The organism is Agromyces sp. NPDC055661 (assembly GCF_053618135.1).
In genome coordinates this window covers 669,292-687,472 of the sequence record NZ_JBSHHC010000001.1, presented here as the reverse complement: position 1 = coordinate 687,472, position 18,181 = coordinate 669,292, and the positions used below count along the sequence as shown (strand labels likewise).

At 73.5% G+C, this 18,181-nt stretch carries 12 protein-coding genes; 6 read left to right on the top strand and 6 right to left on the bottom strand.

Features of this window, described 5'->3' with window-relative positions; translation table 11 throughout:
- Window positions 1-4: 4 nt before the first annotated feature.
- Genes ACWGO8_RS03070 through ACWGO8_RS03060 form a run of 3 tightly spaced genes read right to left on the bottom strand, consistent with a single transcriptional unit; the run spans window position 5 to window position 6,857 of the window.
- On the bottom strand, window positions 5-2,266 hold the full coding sequence (locus tag ACWGO8_RS03070; protein WP_452041665.1) for a beta-galactosidase: 2,262 nt from the start codon (window positions 2,264-2,266) through the stop codon (window positions 5-7).
- Complete coding sequence (locus tag ACWGO8_RS03065) at window positions 2,263-3,579, bottom strand: cellulase-like family protein (RefSeq protein ID WP_452041664.1); 1,317 nt, start codon at window positions 3,577-3,579, stop codon at window positions 2,263-2,265. The genes ACWGO8_RS03070 and ACWGO8_RS03065 overlap by 4 nt, the downstream gene beginning before the upstream one ends.
- The gene (locus ACWGO8_RS03060) at window positions 3,576-6,857 is read right to left on the bottom strand and encodes a DUF5107 domain-containing protein (RefSeq protein ID WP_452041663.1); all 3,282 of its coding nucleotides are present in this window, start codon (window positions 6,855-6,857) and stop codon (window positions 3,576-3,578) included. Before ACWGO8_RS03060 ends, ACWGO8_RS03065 begins: the two co-directional genes overlap by 4 nt.
- Window positions 6,858-6,947: 90 nt before the next feature.
- On the opposite strand from ACWGO8_RS03060, the gene ACWGO8_RS03055 reads away from it, so the two are divergent.
- The 3 genes from ACWGO8_RS03055 to ACWGO8_RS03045 all read left to right on the top strand — a co-directional run bounded on the left by ACWGO8_RS03055 (window position 6,948) and on the right by ACWGO8_RS03045 (window position 10,598).
- Window positions 6,948-7,811: an AraC family transcriptional regulator gene (locus tag ACWGO8_RS03055; protein WP_452041662.1), complete on the top strand. Its 864-nt coding sequence runs from the start codon at window positions 6,948-6,950 to the stop codon at window positions 7,809-7,811.
- 119 nt (window positions 7,812-7,930) lie between these two features.
- Window positions 7,931-9,571, top strand: a complete 1,641-nt coding sequence (locus ACWGO8_RS03050) for an FAD-dependent oxidoreductase (protein ID WP_452041661.1) — start codon at window positions 7,931-7,933, stop codon at window positions 9,569-9,571.
- Window positions 9,572-9,635: 64 nt separating this feature from the next.
- A complete protein-coding gene (locus ACWGO8_RS03045; protein WP_452041660.1) occupies window positions 9,636-10,598 on the top strand; it encodes an alpha/beta hydrolase in 963 nt (320 codons plus the stop codon).
- A 61-nt stretch (window positions 10,599-10,659) separates the two neighbouring features.
- On the opposite strand, the gene ACWGO8_RS03040 is transcribed toward ACWGO8_RS03045, so the two are convergent.
- From ACWGO8_RS03040 to ACWGO8_RS03030, 3 genes are all read right to left on the bottom strand, one after another.
- Window positions 10,660-11,595, bottom strand: coding sequence for a carbohydrate ABC transporter permease (locus ACWGO8_RS03040; protein ID WP_452041659.1), 936 nt, complete (start codon window positions 11,593-11,595; stop codon window positions 10,660-10,662).
- Window positions 11,589-12,512, bottom strand: a complete 924-nt coding sequence (locus ACWGO8_RS03035; protein ID WP_452041658.1) for a carbohydrate ABC transporter permease — start codon at window positions 12,510-12,512, stop codon at window positions 11,589-11,591. The genes ACWGO8_RS03040 and ACWGO8_RS03035 overlap by 7 nt, the downstream gene beginning before the upstream one ends.
- Before the next feature lie 111 nt (window positions 12,513-12,623).
- The gene (locus ACWGO8_RS03030) at window positions 12,624-13,946 is read right to left on the bottom strand and encodes an ABC transporter substrate-binding protein (RefSeq protein WP_452041657.1); all 1,323 of its coding nucleotides are present in this window, start codon (window positions 13,944-13,946) and stop codon (window positions 12,624-12,626) included.
- 291 nt (window positions 13,947-14,237) lie between these two features.
- Between ACWGO8_RS03030 and ACWGO8_RS03025 the strand changes: the two genes are divergently transcribed.
- Genes ACWGO8_RS03025 through ACWGO8_RS03015 form a run of 3 tightly spaced genes read left to right on the top strand, consistent with a single transcriptional unit; the run spans window position 14,238 to window position 18,090 of the window.
- Window positions 14,238-16,241, top strand: coding sequence for a beta-galactosidase (locus ACWGO8_RS03025; RefSeq protein ID WP_452041656.1), 2,004 nt, complete (start codon window positions 14,238-14,240; stop codon window positions 16,239-16,241).
- Between the two features lie 50 nt (window positions 16,242-16,291).
- On the top strand, window positions 16,292-16,996 hold the full coding sequence (locus ACWGO8_RS03020) for a ThuA domain-containing protein (protein ID WP_452041655.1): 705 nt from the start codon (window positions 16,292-16,294) through the stop codon (window positions 16,994-16,996).
- Window positions 16,993-18,090 (top strand): glycerate kinase, encoded by a 1,098-nt coding sequence (locus tag ACWGO8_RS03015; protein WP_452043509.1) that lies wholly within the window; start codon window positions 16,993-16,995, stop codon window positions 18,088-18,090. The genes ACWGO8_RS03020 and ACWGO8_RS03015 overlap by 4 nt, the downstream gene beginning before the upstream one ends.
- Window positions 18,091-18,181: the final 91 nt, after the last annotated feature.

Genomic DNA, 18,181 nt, shown 5'->3' with positions numbered 1-18,181 from the left:
GGCTTCACTGCAGTTCCCGCCACCGCACGGACTGCTCGACGGTGACGGCCTCGAGCGCGCAGAGCGCACCCGGTGTCGCGGTCCGGCGGGCCGCCGCGTGCTCGTCGAGCCGCACGGGCGCGTCGGGGTGCAGCGGCAGCATCCGAAGGGTGACGGTCCGCGGCGGGGCGGCGTCGAGCGCGTCGAGGTCGACGTGCCATGGCGTGCCGTCCCAGAAGCGGTCGGCGACGACCTCGCCGTCGACCTCGAGGGTCGCCACGTCGCCCGCCCAGTCCACCGTGAGCACCCGGCGCACGCCCGGGCGGGGCTCGGGCAGGCCGTCGAGCACGGATGCCGCGGCGAGCTCCGCCATCCGCGCGGCATCCGGCGCGGCGGTGCGCTGCGGGGTCCCGCCGTACCGAGGGGGCACGTCGGCGGCGGGCCGCACGGGGATCGCGGTCGGGGCGGCGGCCTCGGGCGGTCGCACCTCCGCCGCGAACGGCACGCGCCGGAAGTCGCCCGCGGCGGCATCCCATTCCTCGACGGCCGGCCCGACCGGCGCCCGCACGACCAGCGACCCGTCCTCGGTCCAGAGCGGATCGGCGCACCGGAGCAGCCGGCACGACCCGTCCGTCGTGAGCACCCACAGACGCTCGGCGTCCGACGGCGGCAGCACCAGGACGTCGAGCGCGCCGAAGCGGTGGAGCACGTGCCCGGCGGGTGGCTGGTGGCTCACCAGGTCGTCGCCGACCATCAGGTCGACGCGCACCCCGGCGTCGGCGAGCAGCACGAGCGTCGGGATCTCGCCCTCGAGGACGGTGACGGCGGAGGCGGTGGCCCAGCGCACGACGACTCCGCCGAGCTCCAGCCCGATGGGCCAGCGTGCGATGGTACCGCTGGGAAGGTCGATCGGCGCGGAGGGCAGCACCAGCTCGCCGCCGTCCAGTGAGAGGGCGAACCGCGCGCTCGTCACGGGCTCGAGCGGCTCGTGCGGCCGATGCACGTTGACGAACAGGAAGCCCGACGTGCCGTCGGACCGGAGCGCCCAGCGCGGCGTCGCCACGTCGTCCTCGTCGGCCGGCAGCGCCTCGGGCAGGCTCGACGTCATGCGGGCCAGGCGATCGCCGAACGCCTCGAGGAACGCGTGCTGGATCCGCAGCGCGGCGTGGCTCGGCGCGAGCACGCCGGCGGCGCCGATCGGTGCGTGGAAGTCGTAGTCGAACCGCGGCAGGTCGTTGGGGTACCCGGTCGCGAGCGACTCCTGGAGGCCGTCGGCCGGGTTCTGCCCGCCCGCGGCCAGGTAGTAGCCCTGCCAGGCCGAGCCGCTGCCGAGCTTCACGTGCGCGACCGCGGCCACGTCGTCGGCGCTCGGAACGGGTCGCCGATGGTACGCGGTGGCCATGCCGCCGCCGAGCTCGCAGGTCGCCGCGGGGAACCGGGTGTCGCGCGGCCGCGGCAGCCGAGGACCCGCGGGCGTGCCCCGGACGTCGGCGCCGATGCCGGGGTCGTCCCACTCGTGCGAGAACCGGAATTGCGCCCGGAATCCGGGCGCCCACGGGGCATCCGAGTCCGACCAGAAGCCGTCGCCGTAGCCGCCGTACAGCGGCAGGACGTCGTCGGGTGGGAGCTCCGCGCCGTCCCAAGCGGTCGCCGTCCAGAGCGGCGCCGACAGGCCGGCCTCGCGGGCGAGGCGCTTCAGGGTCACGAGGTGACCGGGCTGGTCGATGAGCTCGTTCTCGAGCTGGATGCCGACGATGGGCGCGTCGGGCCCGCATCGCGAGGCCAGCTCCGCTCCGACCGCGGCGTACCAGTCCGCGGCGAGCTCGAGGTAGCCCGGGTCGTCGGAGCGATGCCGGACCGGGGCGGCCTGCACCCAGTCGGGGAATCCGCCGTCGCGGACCTCGCCGTGGCACCAGGGGCCGATCCGCACGACCACGTCGAGCCCGGACTCGGCCGCGAGGTCCACGAAGGCGCCGACGTCGAGTCCGTCGTCGAATCGTGGCGGTGCGTCCCGCGACGGCTGGTGGTGGATCCAGAACAGGTACGTCGAGACGATCGTGACACCGCCCGATCGCAGGAGCCGGAGCCGCTCGGCCCACTCCCGCCGCGGGACGCGGGAGAAGTGCAGCTCGCCCGACACCGGCACGGCCGGCCGGCCGTCGACCTCGATCCATCGGTCGGTCAGCGCGATGCGCCGGTGGCGATCGACCTCGTTCGACATCGCCGGACGGGCCGTCGGCGAGGGCCACGGTCGATGGATCACGTGCAACGGCGCCGAGTCGTTCATGCGCCGCCCGCCTCCGTGATCGTCCGGTTCACCCGGCGCATCCAGTCCGCCTCGCGCCACATCGGATGATGCGGTGCGGCGTTCGAGCCGACGACGACGCCCCAGACGCCGTGCTCGAGTGCGGTGCGGATGCCGTGCTCCGCGAGCGCGAGGCCGGCCGCCCCCTCCTCGAACCAGCCGTCGCGCGGCGTGTAGCCGACCCACCCCTCGCCGACCACGGCGGGGACGCCGCGCCACCGCGCCCACTCCGCGATCGCGATGACGCGCGACTCGATCTCGCGCAGCATCACCTCGCGGTACTCCTCGTAGTGGGCGTCGAGCCACGCGTCCCAGGCGCCGGCGTCGATCCAGTCGTACCCGTAGACCATCTGGTCGGTGATGACCGTCGCGTCGAGCTTCCACGGCTTCGGACGGCCGTACTCCGGGAAGGACGGAGCATCCGGCCGGAGGAGGGCCCGGAGCTCCGGGTTCGGGAAGCCCTCCGTGCCCTCCGACCGGATGTCGATGCGGCGCTGCAGGGCGTCGAGCACGCCGTAGCTGTAGACGTGGAACTGCGCCACGTCGAGCCCGTCGGGGAGTCGATGCATCGCGAGGTGCGGCGGCTTGCCGTAGCTCGCGGTGACGAGCTGGTCGGGGTGACGCGTCCGCAGCCGCTCCATGGCGGCCGTGCCAGCAGCTTCGAGCGGCGGGAGGATCGAGAAGTCGACCTCGTTGTGCAGCTCGGTGAACGCGATCACGTCGATGAGCCCGGCGGCGCGGATCTCGTCGAGCAGGCGCCCGAACGCCTCGGCGAGCACGTCGTAGCGGCGCTCGAGCGGCACCGCGTCGATGGCCTCGAACCACCGCGGGTCGGCGGCGAACGCCGTCGACTGCTGGTACTCCCAGCTCGCGAGGATGACGACGACGCCGTGGCGGCGAGCGGACGAGAGCAGTTCGAACAGCCGCGCCCGCACGTCGAGGCGATAACCCCCGGGGGCGTCGTACCACCGGGTCCGCTGCCCGTAGAAGCCGCCGGTCGGCGCTGGGCCGAGCCCCTCGACCTCGAGATCGGACGCGAGGTCGTCGAGACCCGGTCCGCCCGCGACGAGCAGCGGTGCCGCGCAGATGCGCACGGCGTTGAAGCCGCGGTCGACCGTCTCGGCCATGGCCCGCCCGACGTCCTCGTACGACTCGCCCGCACCCGCCCGCGTGTACCAGGAGAAGTCCCAGAGGCACACCGCCAGGCGGGCGGGCAGGTGCTCGGGCACCGGCCCGGTGAGCGAGCCGTCGGGTGCCGCGGGCATCGCCGGTGTTCCGAGGTAGCGCTCGGTCATGCGCGCGCTCCCTCGCCCATCGCGGCCGACAGCCGTCGGCCGTGCGCGGCGGACTCGCGCAGTCGTCGCGCGTCGTCCGCCCTGCGCTCGGCGGTGTCGATCGAGAACAGCAGCAGCTCGGGCAGCGACGTCGCGAAGTAGTCCACGCGATCGGCGGAGGCCTCGAGCTCCGCCGCGCGCGCCTCCAGGCTCGCCCAGACGCGCTCGGCGTCGTCGCCCTCGCCGAGTCGCACGTGGGCGACGCCGACCCACGCGTCCCGGTCGTCGACGACCCTCGTGCCCGCGGCGAGCGGCCCGTCCACGTCGCGGGCGCGACGCCAGGCCGACTCCGCCGCACCCTGATCGCCGCAGGCGAGCTCGGCGTCACCGAGCAGCACGAAGCGCTCTGCGACGATCTCGGCGGGGTGGCGACCCTCGCCGAGGTGCTGGGGAACGCGGATGCCGCCCCTGAGCAGGTCGCGGGCGGCGGCCGGATCCGTCACCATCAGCTCGCGGGCCCTCGCGGCCGACGCCCGATCGAAGACGGCGATGACCCGGCCCTCGCCGCCCTCGAACGGCTGGAACTCGCGGTCGCCCAGGAAGGCCAGCGCGTCGTCGGCGCGGCCGACGTCGACGAGGAGGCCGGCGTACTCGATCGCGAGGTCGTCGCGCACCAGGACGCCCGCGCCCGCTCGCTCGATCGCTGCGAGCCGGGCCTCGGGCCGGGCGCCGCGGACCGCGCCCAGCAGGTCGCGCTCGTAGACCAGGCGTGCATCGTCGGGGGCGAGTTCCATCGCCCGGGCGTAGCGGGCGTCGGCCGTGTCGAGGTCGCCGCCGGTGTTGACGAGTGCGACGGCGGCGTTCCGCCACACGACCGGGTCGTCGATGTCCCCGGCGATCGAGGCGTCGAGCGCTGCAGCCGCGTCGTGGACGCGGCCGGCGTCGAGCAGCCAGCAGCCGAGATAGCCGCTCGCGCGGGCGTCGGCCGGGTCGGCCTCCAGCGCCGCGTCGAGCACGCCGAGGTCGTCGAGGCCCGAGGGGAAGGCGAGTCGCGGGTCGGCGCGCCGGGCGTCGGCGCGCGCCGCACTCGCACCCTCGGTGTCGCCGGCCGCGTCGAGGAACGCCGCGACCGCGTACCCGGCGAGCGGCGCCGGGTTGCCGAACGGGCCGGGCGCGGCCGAGGCGGCGCGCAGGACGAGCCCGATCGCACGATCGGCGTCGCCGAGCCGGTGCACCTCGTGCGCCATCGTGAGCAGCGTGCGCGGGTCGGTCGGCGCGAGCACGTCGTCGAGCGCGGCGAGCAGGGGGTCGAGCGGGTCGTCCGAACGGGCGGCGGCCAGCGCAGCGGATGCCGCGTCGTCGCGTCCGAGGGCGCGGAGTGCGACGACCGTTGCCGCGACGGCCTGCCCGCTGGCCGGATCCGCGCGCGCTGCGGCCTCGGCGAACGACCGGGCAGCGGCGGGGTCGCCGGCCCGCATCGCGAGCCGCGCGCGACCGAGCGCGGCGGGCAGGGCGAGGGCGCCGTCCCACGAGGCCTTCCCGAAGGCGTCGGCCGCCTCGCGGAACCGCCCGAGGCGCTCGAGCGCGAGCCCCCGGAGCAGGTGCACGTCGCCGTGCTCGGGGTTGAGGTTCCGGCGCGTGAGTCGTCGCACGGCGTGGTCGAGGTGATCCAGCACGACGTCGAGCTCCCCGCGATCCCAGGCGAGCCGGGCGAGGCCGACGCGTGCGCGGGAGTCGCCCGCGTCGCGCGCGACGGCCTCCGCGAAGTACGGCTCGGCCGCGCGGGTCGGGTGGCGGTACTGCACGAGGTGCAGGCCGGTGAGGACGAGCTCGTCCGTGCTCTCGATCTCGCCCGGCGCGGGCGGCTCGGTCGCGACCCACGGCTCGCCCGCCGGAGCAGGGTGCGCACGCCAGGCGACGAGCTCGCGGTCGTCGAGCGTCACGACGACGGTGAGGTCGTCGCGCGAGGCGGGCGCCTCCAGCTCGAGCTCGGCGGTGAACGGCTCGCCGGGGCGGACGGCGGGCGTCCACTCGCGCACGGGGACGTCGCCGCGGCGGAGCGTGACGGCGACCGCCGCGTGCTCCGCCGTGGTGGCGACGCCGAGCCGCACGCGGCATCCGTCGACCTCGAGCCCGATCGCGGCGTCGAGCGTCGCCTGGACCGCTGGCCCGATGTCCTGGATCGGGTACCAGTACTGGCGGAACGTGCGCGTCTCGCCGGGCAGCAGCCAGCTGAAGTCGGGCTGGTTGTCGGTGAAGACGCCCGCCATGAGCTCCACGTACGGTCCGTCGCCATCGGTGAGGTGCCGGTCCCAGGCGTGGCCGACCTCTCCGTCGCCCCAGGTCCACTGCTTCTTGCCGGGGGCGATCGCGCGGTCGGCCCAGTGCACGAACCCGGCACCGGCCCGGTGGTCGTAGCCGCCGAAGAAGTCGTCGGCCGTGTCCGTGATCATGTACGAGGTGGGGACGGGGATGTTCGCGTGCACGTCGATGCGGTCGGCACCGGGACGCTCGGCGGCGAGCGCCGGGTAGTCGACGCCGTAGTAGGGGCGGTCCGCGGCGGGGAAGGCGGTGATCGCCCGCCTGGCGTGGTCGGCGACGTGGCGGACGTCCGTCGGGAAGAACGACTGGTAGGCGTCGTGGGCATGCGCCGCCACGTTCGCCCACCACAGGAACGTCTGCGACACGTCGGTCCGGTTGACGAGCCTCGCCTCGAGCTCGATGAGCGCCGAGTCGCCGCGGAGGCGGATGCCGTGGCTGCCGCGCATGCGCTGCAGCGGATCGAGGTCGCTGTGCCAGACCGTCACCGAGCCGTCGTCGTGGCGCTCGATGGAGGTGTCGACGGGGAGGGAGGTCGCCGGCCGGTGGTGCTGCGGCCAGTTGAACTCGACGCCGCCCGAGATCCACGGGCCGGCGAGGCCGACCAGGGCCGGCTTGATGACGTTGTTGCGGTAGAAGAAGTCGTAGTCCCGGGTCTTGTCGTAGCCGATGTGGATCCGACCGCCGAGCTCGGGCAGCAGCACGAGGCGGATCCAGCGATTCTCGAGGTGGATCGCCCGCCAAGCCCGCGGCGTCCGGCCGGGGAGGATCCGGTCGGTGAACGGGATGGGGTAGACCTTGCCGCTCGACCCCTGGTACACGCGCCGCTCGAGGAACAGCGGATAGCGGTCGGGTTCGGCGGGCTCGTAGGTGTCGATCGTGAGCGGCGCCTCCCAGCAGGCGACGCCGCCGGCCTCGATGGCGGCGCGTTCCGCGGCGGGGGCTGCGGGCAGCACGATCGGGTGGTTCTGGTCGGTCACGCCGTCCACGGTACGCCGCGCGTGCGGGCCGGCACATGGTCGATCGAGGGTCGTGCATGGACGTTTCGACGCCCGTGCCATCATGGTCGCATGGAGCGCCGCGAAGGATTCGCGAACCAGCGGCTGAGCGTGGTTCCCCGCCCGGCCGTCGCCGAGGCACTGGCCCGCCCGGTGACCCGCCGGCTGATGGTCACGGATGCCGGGTGGTTCCCCCGCGCCCATCGGCATCTCCGCATCAGGCCGGGTGGTGCCGAGGAGGCGATCGTCATCGTGTGCGTGGCGGGCGGCGGCTGGGTCGACGTCGACGGCACACGGGTGCGGGTCACCCCGTCGACCGCCGTGCTGATCCCGCCGCGCGTGCCGCACTCCTACGGCGCCGATGACGACGAGCCATGGACGATCTGGTGGTGCCACCTGCGCGGCAGCGACCTGGCCGACCTCTGGAGCGCGATCGGCGCCGACGCCGACCGGCCGCTCGTGTCGTTGCGTGCCGTCGACCGGGTGACCGTGCTCCTCGACGAGATCGTCTCGGCGCTCGAGCGCGACCAGTCCCCGGCGCGTCTGCTGGCCACCGCGGGCATCGCGTGGCGACTGATGACGCAGCTCGCCGTCGATCGCCGGCTCCCCGAGCAGGGGGAACCGCTCGAACGGGCGATGCGCTACCTGGAGGAGCGCGTCGACGGCGGCATCCGCGTCTCGGACCTCGCCCGACTCGTCGGCGTCTCGACCTCGCACCTCGGGGCCCTCTTCCGTGACGCCACGGGCGGGGGCGTGCTGGCGTACCACACCGGACTCAAGATGGCGCGGGCGCGGCGGCTCCTCGACACCACCGACCTGCACGTCTCCGAGGTCGGCCGCGAGGTCGGCTACGCCGACCCGTTCTACTTCTCGCGGCAATTCAGCCGGGTGCACGGGATGAGCCCCACCGAGTACCGCGTGCAGCGCAAGGGCTGACCCGGCGCGCGGACTGGGGTCACGCCGATCGTTGACCGCGACACCCGCCGCGGTTAGGTTCGCAAGGTGCGAACCGCGGATGCCTCGACGAGCCGGATACCCATCGGAGCGCCCGGCGCATGATCACGGTCGACGAGCTCCGCGGCATCCGCATCTTCGCGCCCCTGCCGCAGGAGGCGCTCGAGTACCTCGTCGGGGCGGTCGAGGACATCCACCTCGTGCCGGGGGAGTACTTCGCGCACGAGGGCGACGAGCGCGCGCTGTTCGTCGTGGTCGAGGGCGGTGCCGAGATCACGAAGGTGGTCAACGGCGAGGAGCGCGTGATCGGCGTACGGGCGCCGGGCCGCTTCTTCGGTGAGGTGCCCATGACGCTGAGCACGCCGTTCCCCGCGTCGGGTCGGGCGGCCGAGGCGTCGCGCATCCTGAAGCTCGACGTGACGGCCTTCTACACGCTGGCCGTGATGGCGCCGTCGATCCCGGCCCGGGTCGCCGGGCTCGCGCGCCGCTACCTCGACTCGCTGCAGGAGCTCGCGGCCGAGCAGCCCGAGACCGACCTCCGCCTCATCGGACCGCGCCTCGACGCGGGCACGCACCAGGTCGCGACGTTCCTCACCCGCAACCAGGTCGCCTTCGAGCGGGTGACCCTCGACGCCGCCGTCGCGGGCGAGACGTACCCGGTGCTCGAGCGGGCCGACGGCTCCCGATTCGCAGCACCGTCGATGCGCGAGGTGGCGGTCGCGGCCGGACTCGACGTCGAGCCGTCGGCGACCGACTACGACGTCGTCATCCTCGGCGCCGGGCCGGCCGGGCTCACCGCGGCCGTGAACGGCGCGGCCGAGGGCCTGCGCACCGTGGTCATCGAGTCGCTCGCGCCGGGCGGACAGGCGGGCACGTCGACGCGGATCGAGAACTACACCGGATTCCCGTTCGGCATCTCGGGCGACGAGCTGGCCAGCCGGGCCCTCAAGCAGGCGAAGCGCCTCGGGGCCGAGATCGTCGTCACGCGAACCGTGGAGGCGATCCGTCCCCACGGCGACCGGCACGAGATCGTGCTCGATGGCGGCGAGACGCTCCGTGCACCCGTGGTCATCGCCGCGACCGGCGTCGAATGGCGCACGCTGCCCGTGCCGGCCGTCGAGCGGTTCCTCGGCAACGGCGTCTACTACGGCGCCGCCCGCAGCGACGCGGCGATCGCGAAGGGCGCCGACGTCTGCATCATCGGCGCGGGCAATTCGGCCGGCCAGGCGGCGATCTTCTTCTCGCGGCACGCCCGGTCGGTCACGATGCTGGTGCGCGGGCCGTCGCTCGAGGCGAGCATGTCGCGGTACCTCATCGACCAGATCGGCGCGAACGCCGGCATCCGCGTCGAGACCCGCCGCGAGGTCGTCGACCTGCACGGCGACCGCAGTCTCGACGCCGTCGACGTCGTCGATCGGGAGACCGGCACGGTCAGCGGTCGGGACTTCGCCGTCGTGTTCGTGATGATCGGCGCCGATGCCGTCACGGGCTGGCTGCCGCACGACATCGCCCGCGACGAGCACGGGTTCATCCTCACGGGGGCGGATGCCGCGGCCACCGCCGAGTGGACCGCCGACCGTCGTCCGTTCGCGCTCGAGACGAGCACCCCCGGCATCTTCGCCGTGGGCGACGTGCGCTCGGGCTCCGTGAAGCGCGTCGCCGCCGGCGTCGGGGAGGGCGGCATGGCGATCGCGTTCGTGCACCAGTACCTCGCGCTGCAGCGCACGGAGGCGCCCGCCTGACCACCCACCCGCACCACCGCCGCCGTGAGCCCCTGACCGGCACCGTCCGCATCGGAGGATCGAGATGACCGCACCCGTCCGCCCGCCGTTCGACCCCGAGCTCGGACCGGCGCTCGCCGCGCTTCCGGCGTTCTTCACGACGCTCGAGCCCGCCGGGATCGCCGAGTTCCGCGCGGCGCTCTCGTCGCCGCCCCCGATCGCCGACGTGATCGCGGGGCGGCCGGTCGAGGTGAGCGACCACGCCGTGGCGAGCGCCGACGGCACGGAGGTCGCCGTCTCGGTGCTGCGCCGGACCGACCACGCGGGCTCGGGGCATCCGGGCGCCTACTTCGTGCACGGCGGGGGCCTGGTCGCCGGTACCCGCTGGTCGCTCGGCGCCATGCTCGTCGACCACGTGCTCGAGCACGACGCCGTCGTGGCCGCGGTCGAGTACCGTCTGGCTCCCGACGCTCCCGACCCGGCGCCGCTCGAGGACACCTACGCCGGATGGACGTGGTTCACCGACCACGCCGACGAGTTCGGCTTCGATCCCGCGCGCGTGCTCATCGGCGGCCAGAGCGCGGGCGGCGGCCTCAGTGCGGGCGCCACGCTGCTCGCGCGCGACCGGGGCGGGCGGATGCCGCTGGCGCAGCTGCTCATGTGGCCGATGCTCGACGACCGGGTCGCGACCGCCTCAGCGCGGCAGGTCGACGGCGTCGGCATCTGGGACCGCACGAGCGACGTCACCGGCTGGACGGCGCTGCTCGGCGATCGCCGCGGCACGGACGACGTCTCGCCGTACTCGGCGCCGGCACGCATGGCCGACCTCTCGGGGCTGCCGCCGACGTACCTCGAGGTGGGCGGCGTCGAGGTGTTCCGCGACGAGGTCGTCGCCTACGCGAGCCGGATCTGGGCCGCGGGCGGCAGTGCGGAGCTGCACGTGTGGCCCGGCGGCTTCCACGGGTTCCAGAACGTGGTGCCCGGTGCGGCCGTCTCGCGCACCGCGGTGGCGACGCGCGAGGCCTGGGTCCGCCGCGTGCTCGGGTGAGCGGGGCGGATGCCGCGGCGAAGACCGACTTCAGCGAGGAGGACGTCGGCGCGGCATCCGCTCAGCCCTTGGTGGCCCCCGCGGTCAGGTCGGCCTTCCAGAAGCGCTGGAGCGAGACCATGAGCACGACGAGCAGGATGACCGAGACGGCCGAACCGGTCACCACGAGCGTCGTGAACGCGGGGTCGCGCTGCGTCTGCGAGTTCCAGAGCGTCAGGCCGAGCGTGATCGGGAACCGCTTCGGGTCATTGAGCATGACGAGCGGCAGCAGGTAGTTGTTCCAGATCGTCACGAACTGGAACAGGAAGATCGTCACGATCGCCGGCGTCATCATGCGGGTCGCGATCGAGCCGAAGATGCGCAGGTCGCCGGCGCCGTCGATGCGCGCCGCCTCGATCACCTCGTCGGGCACCGACGCGTTCGCGTGGATGCGCGCGAGGTAGACGCCGAACGGGCTGACCATGCAGGGCAGCAGCACGCTCCAGTACGAGCCCGTGAGGCCGACCGCGTTCAGCAGGAAGTAGAGCGGCAGCGCGATCACGGTGGCGGGCACGAGCACGCCGCCGAGGATCGTCCAGAACAGGGCCTCCTTGGCCGGGAAGGCGTACTTCGCGAAGGCGTAGCCGGCGCCGACCGAGATCACGGTCGCGACCAGGGCCCCGACGCCCGAGTACAGGATGCTGTTCAGGATCCAGATCGAGAACGCCCCGCCGTCCTGCGTGAACAGGGCGACGAGGTTCTCCCACGCCTGCGGGCTGTCGGAGAACCAGAGGCCGAACGTCGAGTAGAGGTCGCCGGGCGACTTGGTCGCCGCGATGAGCACCCAGGCGATGGGCAGCAGGAAGTAGACGGAGGCCGCGACGAGCGCCGCGTTGACGAGCACCGCGCCGGCCGTGCCGCCCGGGCGGCCGGGGCGCGCGAGGTGGGTCGTCGGCGACGTGGGCTGGGGGCGGGACGTGCGTGCCGCGGGGGGCGCGGGCGCTTCGGTGGTCACCATGCGCGGTTCCCCTTCCGATTGACGATGCGGAGGAACAGGGCGGAGAACGCGAACGCGAGCAGCGCCACGATCACCGCCATCGCCGCGGCGAGGTTCGGGTTGCCCTGCGTGAACGCCTGGTTGTACGCGGCGAGGTTGGGCGTGTAGTCGGAGCTGATCGCGGTCGTGAGGGGGCGCAGCACCAACGGCTCGACGAACAGCTGGAGGGTGCCGATGATCGTGAACAGCGTGATGAGCACGATCGACGGGCGGATGAGCGGCAACTTGATGTGCCAGATCACGCGCCATTCGCCGGCGCCGTCCAGGCGGGCCGCCTCGTAGAGGTCGGACGGGATCGCGTCCAGCGCCGCGATGAGGATGAGCATGTTGTAGCCCGCGAACCCCCAGAGGGCGATGTTCGCGATCGCGAAGAGCACGGCGTCGCTCGACAGCGGGTTCGCATCGATCCCGACCGCCCCGAGGAGCTGGAGCACGGGGCTCGTCGCCGGGATGTAGAGGAAGCCCCAGAGCAGCGCCGCGATCACCCCCGGAACGCCGTAGGGCATGAAGTAGGTGACCCGGAAGAGTCGGGGGAATCGGGCGGCCGTTGCGCCGAGCAGCAGGGCGAGGGCGAGGGCGGTGACCACCATGAGCGGCACCTCGATGGCGGAGAACGCCACGAGCCGGCCGAGGCTGGCGAGGAACGCGGGGCTCGAGAGCGCCGCGACGTAGTTGTCGAGGAACACGAACTCGCGCGTGGGAGCGGTGAGCCCGAGTCCGCTCGACTTCTGCGCGAAGAGGCTGTCGACGACGGCGAAGACGATCGGGGCGACGAAGAACAGCGCGAACATGACGAGGAACGGCACGAGCAGCACCCACAGCGCGGCAGGCGGGCGCGATCTGCTGCGTCGGACGGGTGCGAGCGTGCTGGCGGTCACGGTGGGGCTCCTCGGGGGATGGACGATCGGATGCCGGGCGGCGAGCGAGGTTCGGGGGGTCGGTCGGGCGACGACGACGGGCGGCCCGGCGCGTGCCGGGCCGCCCGAGGGTCACTCGGCGACCGAGATGCCCTTGTCCTGGAGTGCGGCGACGAAGTCCGCCTGCGTGGCGGTGTACGCCTCGGTGAGCGGCGTGCCGGCTTCGACGGCCGCCTTCACGTTGTCGGTGAGCGAGGCGAAGAGCGTCTGCGAGAGCGGCGGCCACTTCCAGGTCGCGGCGACCGCGGCATCCGACTCGGCGAAGACGTCCCAGATGTCCTGGCCGCCGTAGAAGGCGAAGACCTCGGGGTCGTCCTGCAGGCTGTCGATGGACTCGAGGTCCGTGATCGACGGCCAGCCGGCGCCGACGCTCGTGAGGATGCTCACGCTCTCGGGCTCGCTGTTCAGCCAGAGGGCGAACTCGGCCGCCTCCTCCGGGTGCTTCGAGCCCTTCAGCACGACGTTCGCCGAGCCGCCGGCCCACGTGGCCGACACGGTCTCGCCGTCGGACCACTGCGGCATCGGGGCGACCGCCCAGTTGCCCGCGGTGTCGGGGGCCGTGCCGCGCACGATCGCGTCGGCCCACGAGCCCGAGATCCACGACGCGACGTTGCCGTTCTGCATGTCGGCGTTCCACTCGCTCGAGAAGTCGGCCTCGATCTTCACGAGGCCCTCGTCGATGAGTCGCTGCCAGAACTCGGCGACCTTGAGCGTCGCTTCGTCGTCGATCGCCACCTTCCACGAGTCGCCCTCGGTCGAGAACCACTCGCCGCCGCCCTGCTGCGACAGGCCGATGAGCCACGGCGCCTGGTTGAACGCGAACGCCGCGATGTAGCGGTTCGGGTCGGAGGCGTGGATGGCCTTGGCCGCCTCGTAGTACTCCTCCCACGTCGTGGGCGCGGCGAGGCCGAGCGAGTCGAAGATGTCCTTGCGGTAGAACTGCCCCAGCGGGCCCGACGCCTGCGGGATCGAGTAGACGCGGTCGTCGAACACACCCGTCTCCCACTGCCACTCGGTGAACCGGTCGGCGTCGTCGGCGACGTAGTCGGTGATGTCCTCGAGCGCGTCGTTCACGAGGAAGTCGGGGATGGCGTCGTAGCCGACCTGCGCGACATCCGCCGGGTTGCCCGCCTGCACGGCCGAGAGCATCTTCGCGTAGCCGCCGTCGGGGCCCGCGGTGATCGTCTCGAGGGTGACGTGGATGTCGTCGTGGGCCTCGTTGAAGGCATCGACGGCCTGGTCGATGTTCGGGACCCAGGACTGGAACGTGAGCTCCACGGGTCCGTCCGCGGAGGGGGTGTCGCCGCTCGAGCACGAGGCGAGGGCGAGGGTGGCGACGACGGCGCCCGCGAGGATCGCGGAGGTCCGGAGGCGCCGGTGGGCACGCTGTGGCATGGGGATGCTCCTTTGCATTGGGAGATGCGGTGCGGAGGCGACGCTACGCCGACGCCGACGCGTGCCCCATAGCGGATCGCTTCGCCCGCATGGACATTTCGACGATCCGGTCGCTCTCCCTCGGTCTTCGACTGAGCCGGGCGCCAGCATGATCGAGTGGGCGATGTCGGCGCCCGCTCGATCCACGAACCCGCCAACATCGCCCACTCGCGGACCACGGCGCTGCGGCGCGAGCCGCGGACCGCGGCGCTAGACTGGGAATACGCTTTCCGAGCGAATGGAGGATCACCCGTGCATTACGGCGCCGACTACAACCCCGACCAGTGGCCGGACGACGTTTGGCCCGAGGATGTCGCGCGCATGCGCGAGGCGGGGGTCACCATGGTCAGCCTCGGGATCTTCTCGTGGTCGCGCATCCAGCCGCGCGAGGGCGAGTTCGACTTCGAGTGGCTCGACCGCGTGATCGACCTGCTGCACGAGGGCGGCATCGCGGTCGACCTCGCGACCGCCACCGCGTCGCCGCCGCCGTGGGCGACCGCCGCCCATCCCGAGATGCTGCCGCAGGACGAGAACGGCGCCACGTACTGGCCGGGCAGCCGGCAGCAGTTCGCGCCGTCGTCGCCCGTGTACCGGCGGCTCGCGGGCGAGCTCGTGGCCGCACTCGCGGCGCGGTACGCGCAGCATCCGGCCGTCGTCATGTGGCACGTCAACAACGAGTACGGCTGCCACCTGAACATGGACTTCTCGGATGCCGCGCGCGACGCGTTCCGGCGCTGGCTGGCCGATCGCTACGGGACGGTCGACGCGCTCAACGCGGCCTGGGGCACGGACTTCTGGTCGCAGCGCTACGCGTCGTTCGAGGAGGTGCTCCCGCCGCGCAAGGCGCCCTACAGCCCGAATCCGACGCAGATGCTGGACTATCGCCGGTTCACGAGCGACATGCTGCTCGAGTGCTACCTCATGGAGCGCGACCTCATCCGGGCGGCGGGCGCGACGCAGCCGATCACCACGAACTTCATGGGCCCGTTCAAGCCCGCCGACTACGCGAAGTGGGCCGAGCACGTCGACCTCGTGAGCGACGACGCCTACCCCGATCCGAACGACCCCGAGTCGTTCCGCGCCGCGGCGTTCCAGCGCGACCTCGTGCGGTCGCTGAAGCCCGACGTGCCGTGGATCCTCATGGAGCAGGCCACGAACGCCGTGAACTGGCGCCCGTGGAACGCGCCGAAGGCCCCGGGCCAGATGGCGGCGCTCAGCGCCCAGGCGATCGGACGCGGCGCCGACGGCATCCTGTTCTTCCAGTGGCGGCAGTCGCGCTCGGGCGCTGAGAAGTTCCACTCGGCGCTGCTGCCGCACGCCGGCACCGACACGCGCACCTGGCGCGAGGTCGTCGCCTTCGGCGAGCAGCTGGCGAAGCTGCCCACGCTTCCCGCCGGACCCCGCGACGCCCGTGTGGCGCTCGTGTTCGACTGGGAGAACTGGTGGGCGATCGAGGGAACCGACCACCCGCAGAACGCGCTCGACTACCTCGCCGTCGTGCAGCGCTGGTACCGCGCGCTGCATCGCCGCCACGTCCAGGTCGACCTGGTCGCGCCCGAGCGGGTCGACGACCGGTACGCGCTCGCGATCGCCCCGCTCGCGTACCTGCTGCGCGACGAGGGCGCCGCCGCGCTCCGCGGGTTCGTCGAGGGTGGCGGCCACCTGCTCGCCGGCCCGTTCACCGACGTGGTCGACGCCGACGACCGGTTCCGCGAGGGCGGGTTCCTCACGCAGCTCGGTCCGCTCCTCGGCATCCGCCTCGAGGACTTCGGCGCGCTCGTCGCTCCGGATGCCCATGCCGGAGCGCCCGGCCAGCGTGAGGCGCGCTTCGCCGGGTCCGGGATCGCCGGCGGCGCCGACGTGGTCGGCACGCTCGTCGCCGAGGAGCTGCACGTGATCGCGGGCACGGATGCCGCGGCGGAGGCCGCATTCACGAGTGGACGCCTGGCGGGGCATCCGGCCCTCACGCGGCGCGCCGCCGGCCGCGGCACCGCACGCTACCTCGCCACCGTGCCCGACGAGGATGGCGTGCAGGCCGTGGTCGACCACGTGCTCGCCGACGCCGGCGTCGAGCCCGTCGTCGCCGGCCTGCCCGAGCACGTCGAAGCCGCGCGACGGGGTGACCTCGTCACCGTGATCAACCACGGCGGCGACCCGGTCGACGTTCCCGTCGCGGGCGTCGACGCGGTCACGGGCGAGCGGATCGGTGGCGTGCGGCTCGCCGCCTGGGACTGGGCGCTGGTGCTCGAGCGATGACGGCGGAGGCCGGGCGGGGCTACGATGCACGCGAGAGCGGAGGAGGTGAGATGCGCGCCGTGATCCTCAGCGGCTCCGGCCGCTACGCCGACCGCTGGCACCGCTTCGACGAGACCAGCGCCGCGCTCGCCGGCATCGTCGCGGGCGCGGGCTACCGCGTCGAGGTGGGCGACGACCTGCTCGCCGGCCTCGCCGCGCTCGGCGACGCCGACCTCCTCGTCGTGAACGCCGGCGATCCCGAGTCGCCGCTGCCCGAAAGCACCGGCGAGCCGGCCGAGCCCACCGACGACCAGCTCGACGCGGCCGCCGCCGGACTCGAGGCGGCGCTCGATCGCGGGATCGGCATCCTGGCGATGCACGCCGCCGCCTCGACGCTGCCCGAGCTGCCCGACTTCGGCCATGCGCTCGGCGGACGCTGGGTCGAGGGGTTCTCGTGGCATCCCGAGATCGGCGAGGCCCGCGTGCACGTCGTCGGCACGCACGTGATCGCCGAGGGGATCGACGACTTCACCGTGTTCGACGAGCGCTACTCGGGCCTGCGGCTCGACGGCATCGTCGAGCCGATCGCCGAGCACGAGGAGGACGGCATGCGGCATCCGCTCGTCTGGGCTCGCGAGCTCGGCCGCTCGCGGATCGTCTACGACGCGCTCGGCCACGACGTGCGCTCCTACGAGTCCGCCGAGCACCGCGACCTGCTCGACCGCGCCCTGCAGTGGCTGTCGCACGTGCCCGCCCCGACCTTCGACGCGTCGTGACCCGCGTCGTCATCGCACCCGATTCGTTCAAGGGCACGGCGACGGCAGCGGATGCCGCGGCCGCACTCGCGGCGGGATGGCGCTCGGTGCGGGTCGGCGACGACCTCGTCGAGCGGCCCATGGCCGACGGCGGCGAGGGCACGCTCGACGCGTTCGCGTCCTCCGTGCCCGGCGCGCAGCGCATGCCGATCAAGGTCCGCGGACCCGTGACCGCCCCGGTGGCGACCTCGTGGGTGCTGCTGCCCGACGGCACCGGCGTCGTCGAGCTCGCCGCGACCTCGGGCATCACGCTCCTCGATCCTCTCGAGCCCCTCGACGCGCACAGCGCCGGCTTCGGCGAGGCGATCGCGGCGGCGCTCGACGCCGGCGTCGAGCGACTGCTGCTCGGCCTCGGCGGCAGCGCCTCGAGCGACGGCGGCACCGCGGCCCTCACGGTGCTCGGCGCCTGGTTCCTCGACGACTCGGGCGCACCGGTGCCGCTCGGGAACCGCGGGCTCGCGATGCTCGACCGCGTCGACCTCACGGGGCTTCGGCCGCTGCCGCCCGGCGGTGCGGTCATCCTCGGCGACGTCACCAACCCGCTGCTCGGACCGCTCGGCGCTGCGGCCGTCTTCGGCCCGCAGAAGGGGGCGGATGCCGCGACCATCGACGTGCTCGAGGCGAACCTCGCGCGGCTGGCCGACCTGATGCCCGAGGCGCTGCAGCCGTTCGCCGCGGCACCGGGTGCGGGCGCGGCGGGCGGAACGGGCTTCGGCCTGCTCGCGTGGGGCGCATCGATGGGCGGCGGCGCGGCGCTCGTCGCGCAGGCCGTGGGCCTCCGCGAGGCGCTCCAGGGCGCGGACCTCGTGATCACGGGGGAGGGCCGCTTCGACGGGCAGTCCGAGGCGGGCAAGGCGCCGACCGTGGTGGCCGCGCTCGGGCGCGACGCCGGGGTGCCGACGGCGCTCGTCGCCGGGGCGATCACGGCCGAGCCGCGCGGATTCGCGGCATCCGTTCCCCTCGCCGACCTCGCCGGCGGCGGCGCGGCCGCGATGGCGGAGCCGCTGCGGTGGCTCGAGGCGGCCGGGGCGGAGCTCGCACGGGCGCAGGGCTGAGCTCGACGGTTCGTCGGCGGTTCCCCGCCGCGGATGGTCCCTCGTCGGTCCTCGCTCCGCGTGCGAGTGCGAATGCAGGAACTTCTGGCCG

Bases quoted from the DNA above. Each gene is read 5' to 3' on its own strand.
- ACWGO8_RS03040 (WP_452041659.1), bottom strand. From the start codon at position 11,595: ATGGTGACCACCGAAGCGCCCGCGCCCCCCGCGGCACGCACGTCCCGC.
- ACWGO8_RS03045 (WP_452041660.1), top strand. From the start codon at position 9,636: ATGACCGCACCCGTCCGCCCGCCGTTCGACCCCGAGCTCGGACCGGCG.
- ACWGO8_RS03050 (WP_452041661.1), top strand. From the start codon at position 7,931: ATGATCACGGTCGACGAGCTCCGCGGCATCCGCATCTTCGCGCCCCTG.
- ACWGO8_RS03030 (WP_452041657.1), bottom strand. From the start codon at position 13,946: ATGCCACAGCGTGCCCACCGGCGCCTCCGGACCTCCGCGATCCTCGCG.
- ACWGO8_RS03055 (WP_452041662.1), top strand. From the start codon at position 6,948: ATGGAGCGCCGCGAAGGATTCGCGAACCAGCGGCTGAGCGTGGTTCCC.
- ACWGO8_RS03070 (WP_452041665.1), bottom strand. From the start codon at position 2,266: ATGAACGACTCGGCGCCGTTGCACGTGATCCATCGACCGTGGCCCTCG.
- ACWGO8_RS03020 (WP_452041655.1), top strand. From the start codon at position 16,292: ATGCGCGCCGTGATCCTCAGCGGCTCCGGCCGCTACGCCGACCGCTGG.
- ACWGO8_RS03065 (WP_452041664.1), bottom strand. From the start codon at position 3,579: ATGACCGAGCGCTACCTCGGAACACCGGCGATGCCCGCGGCACCCGAC.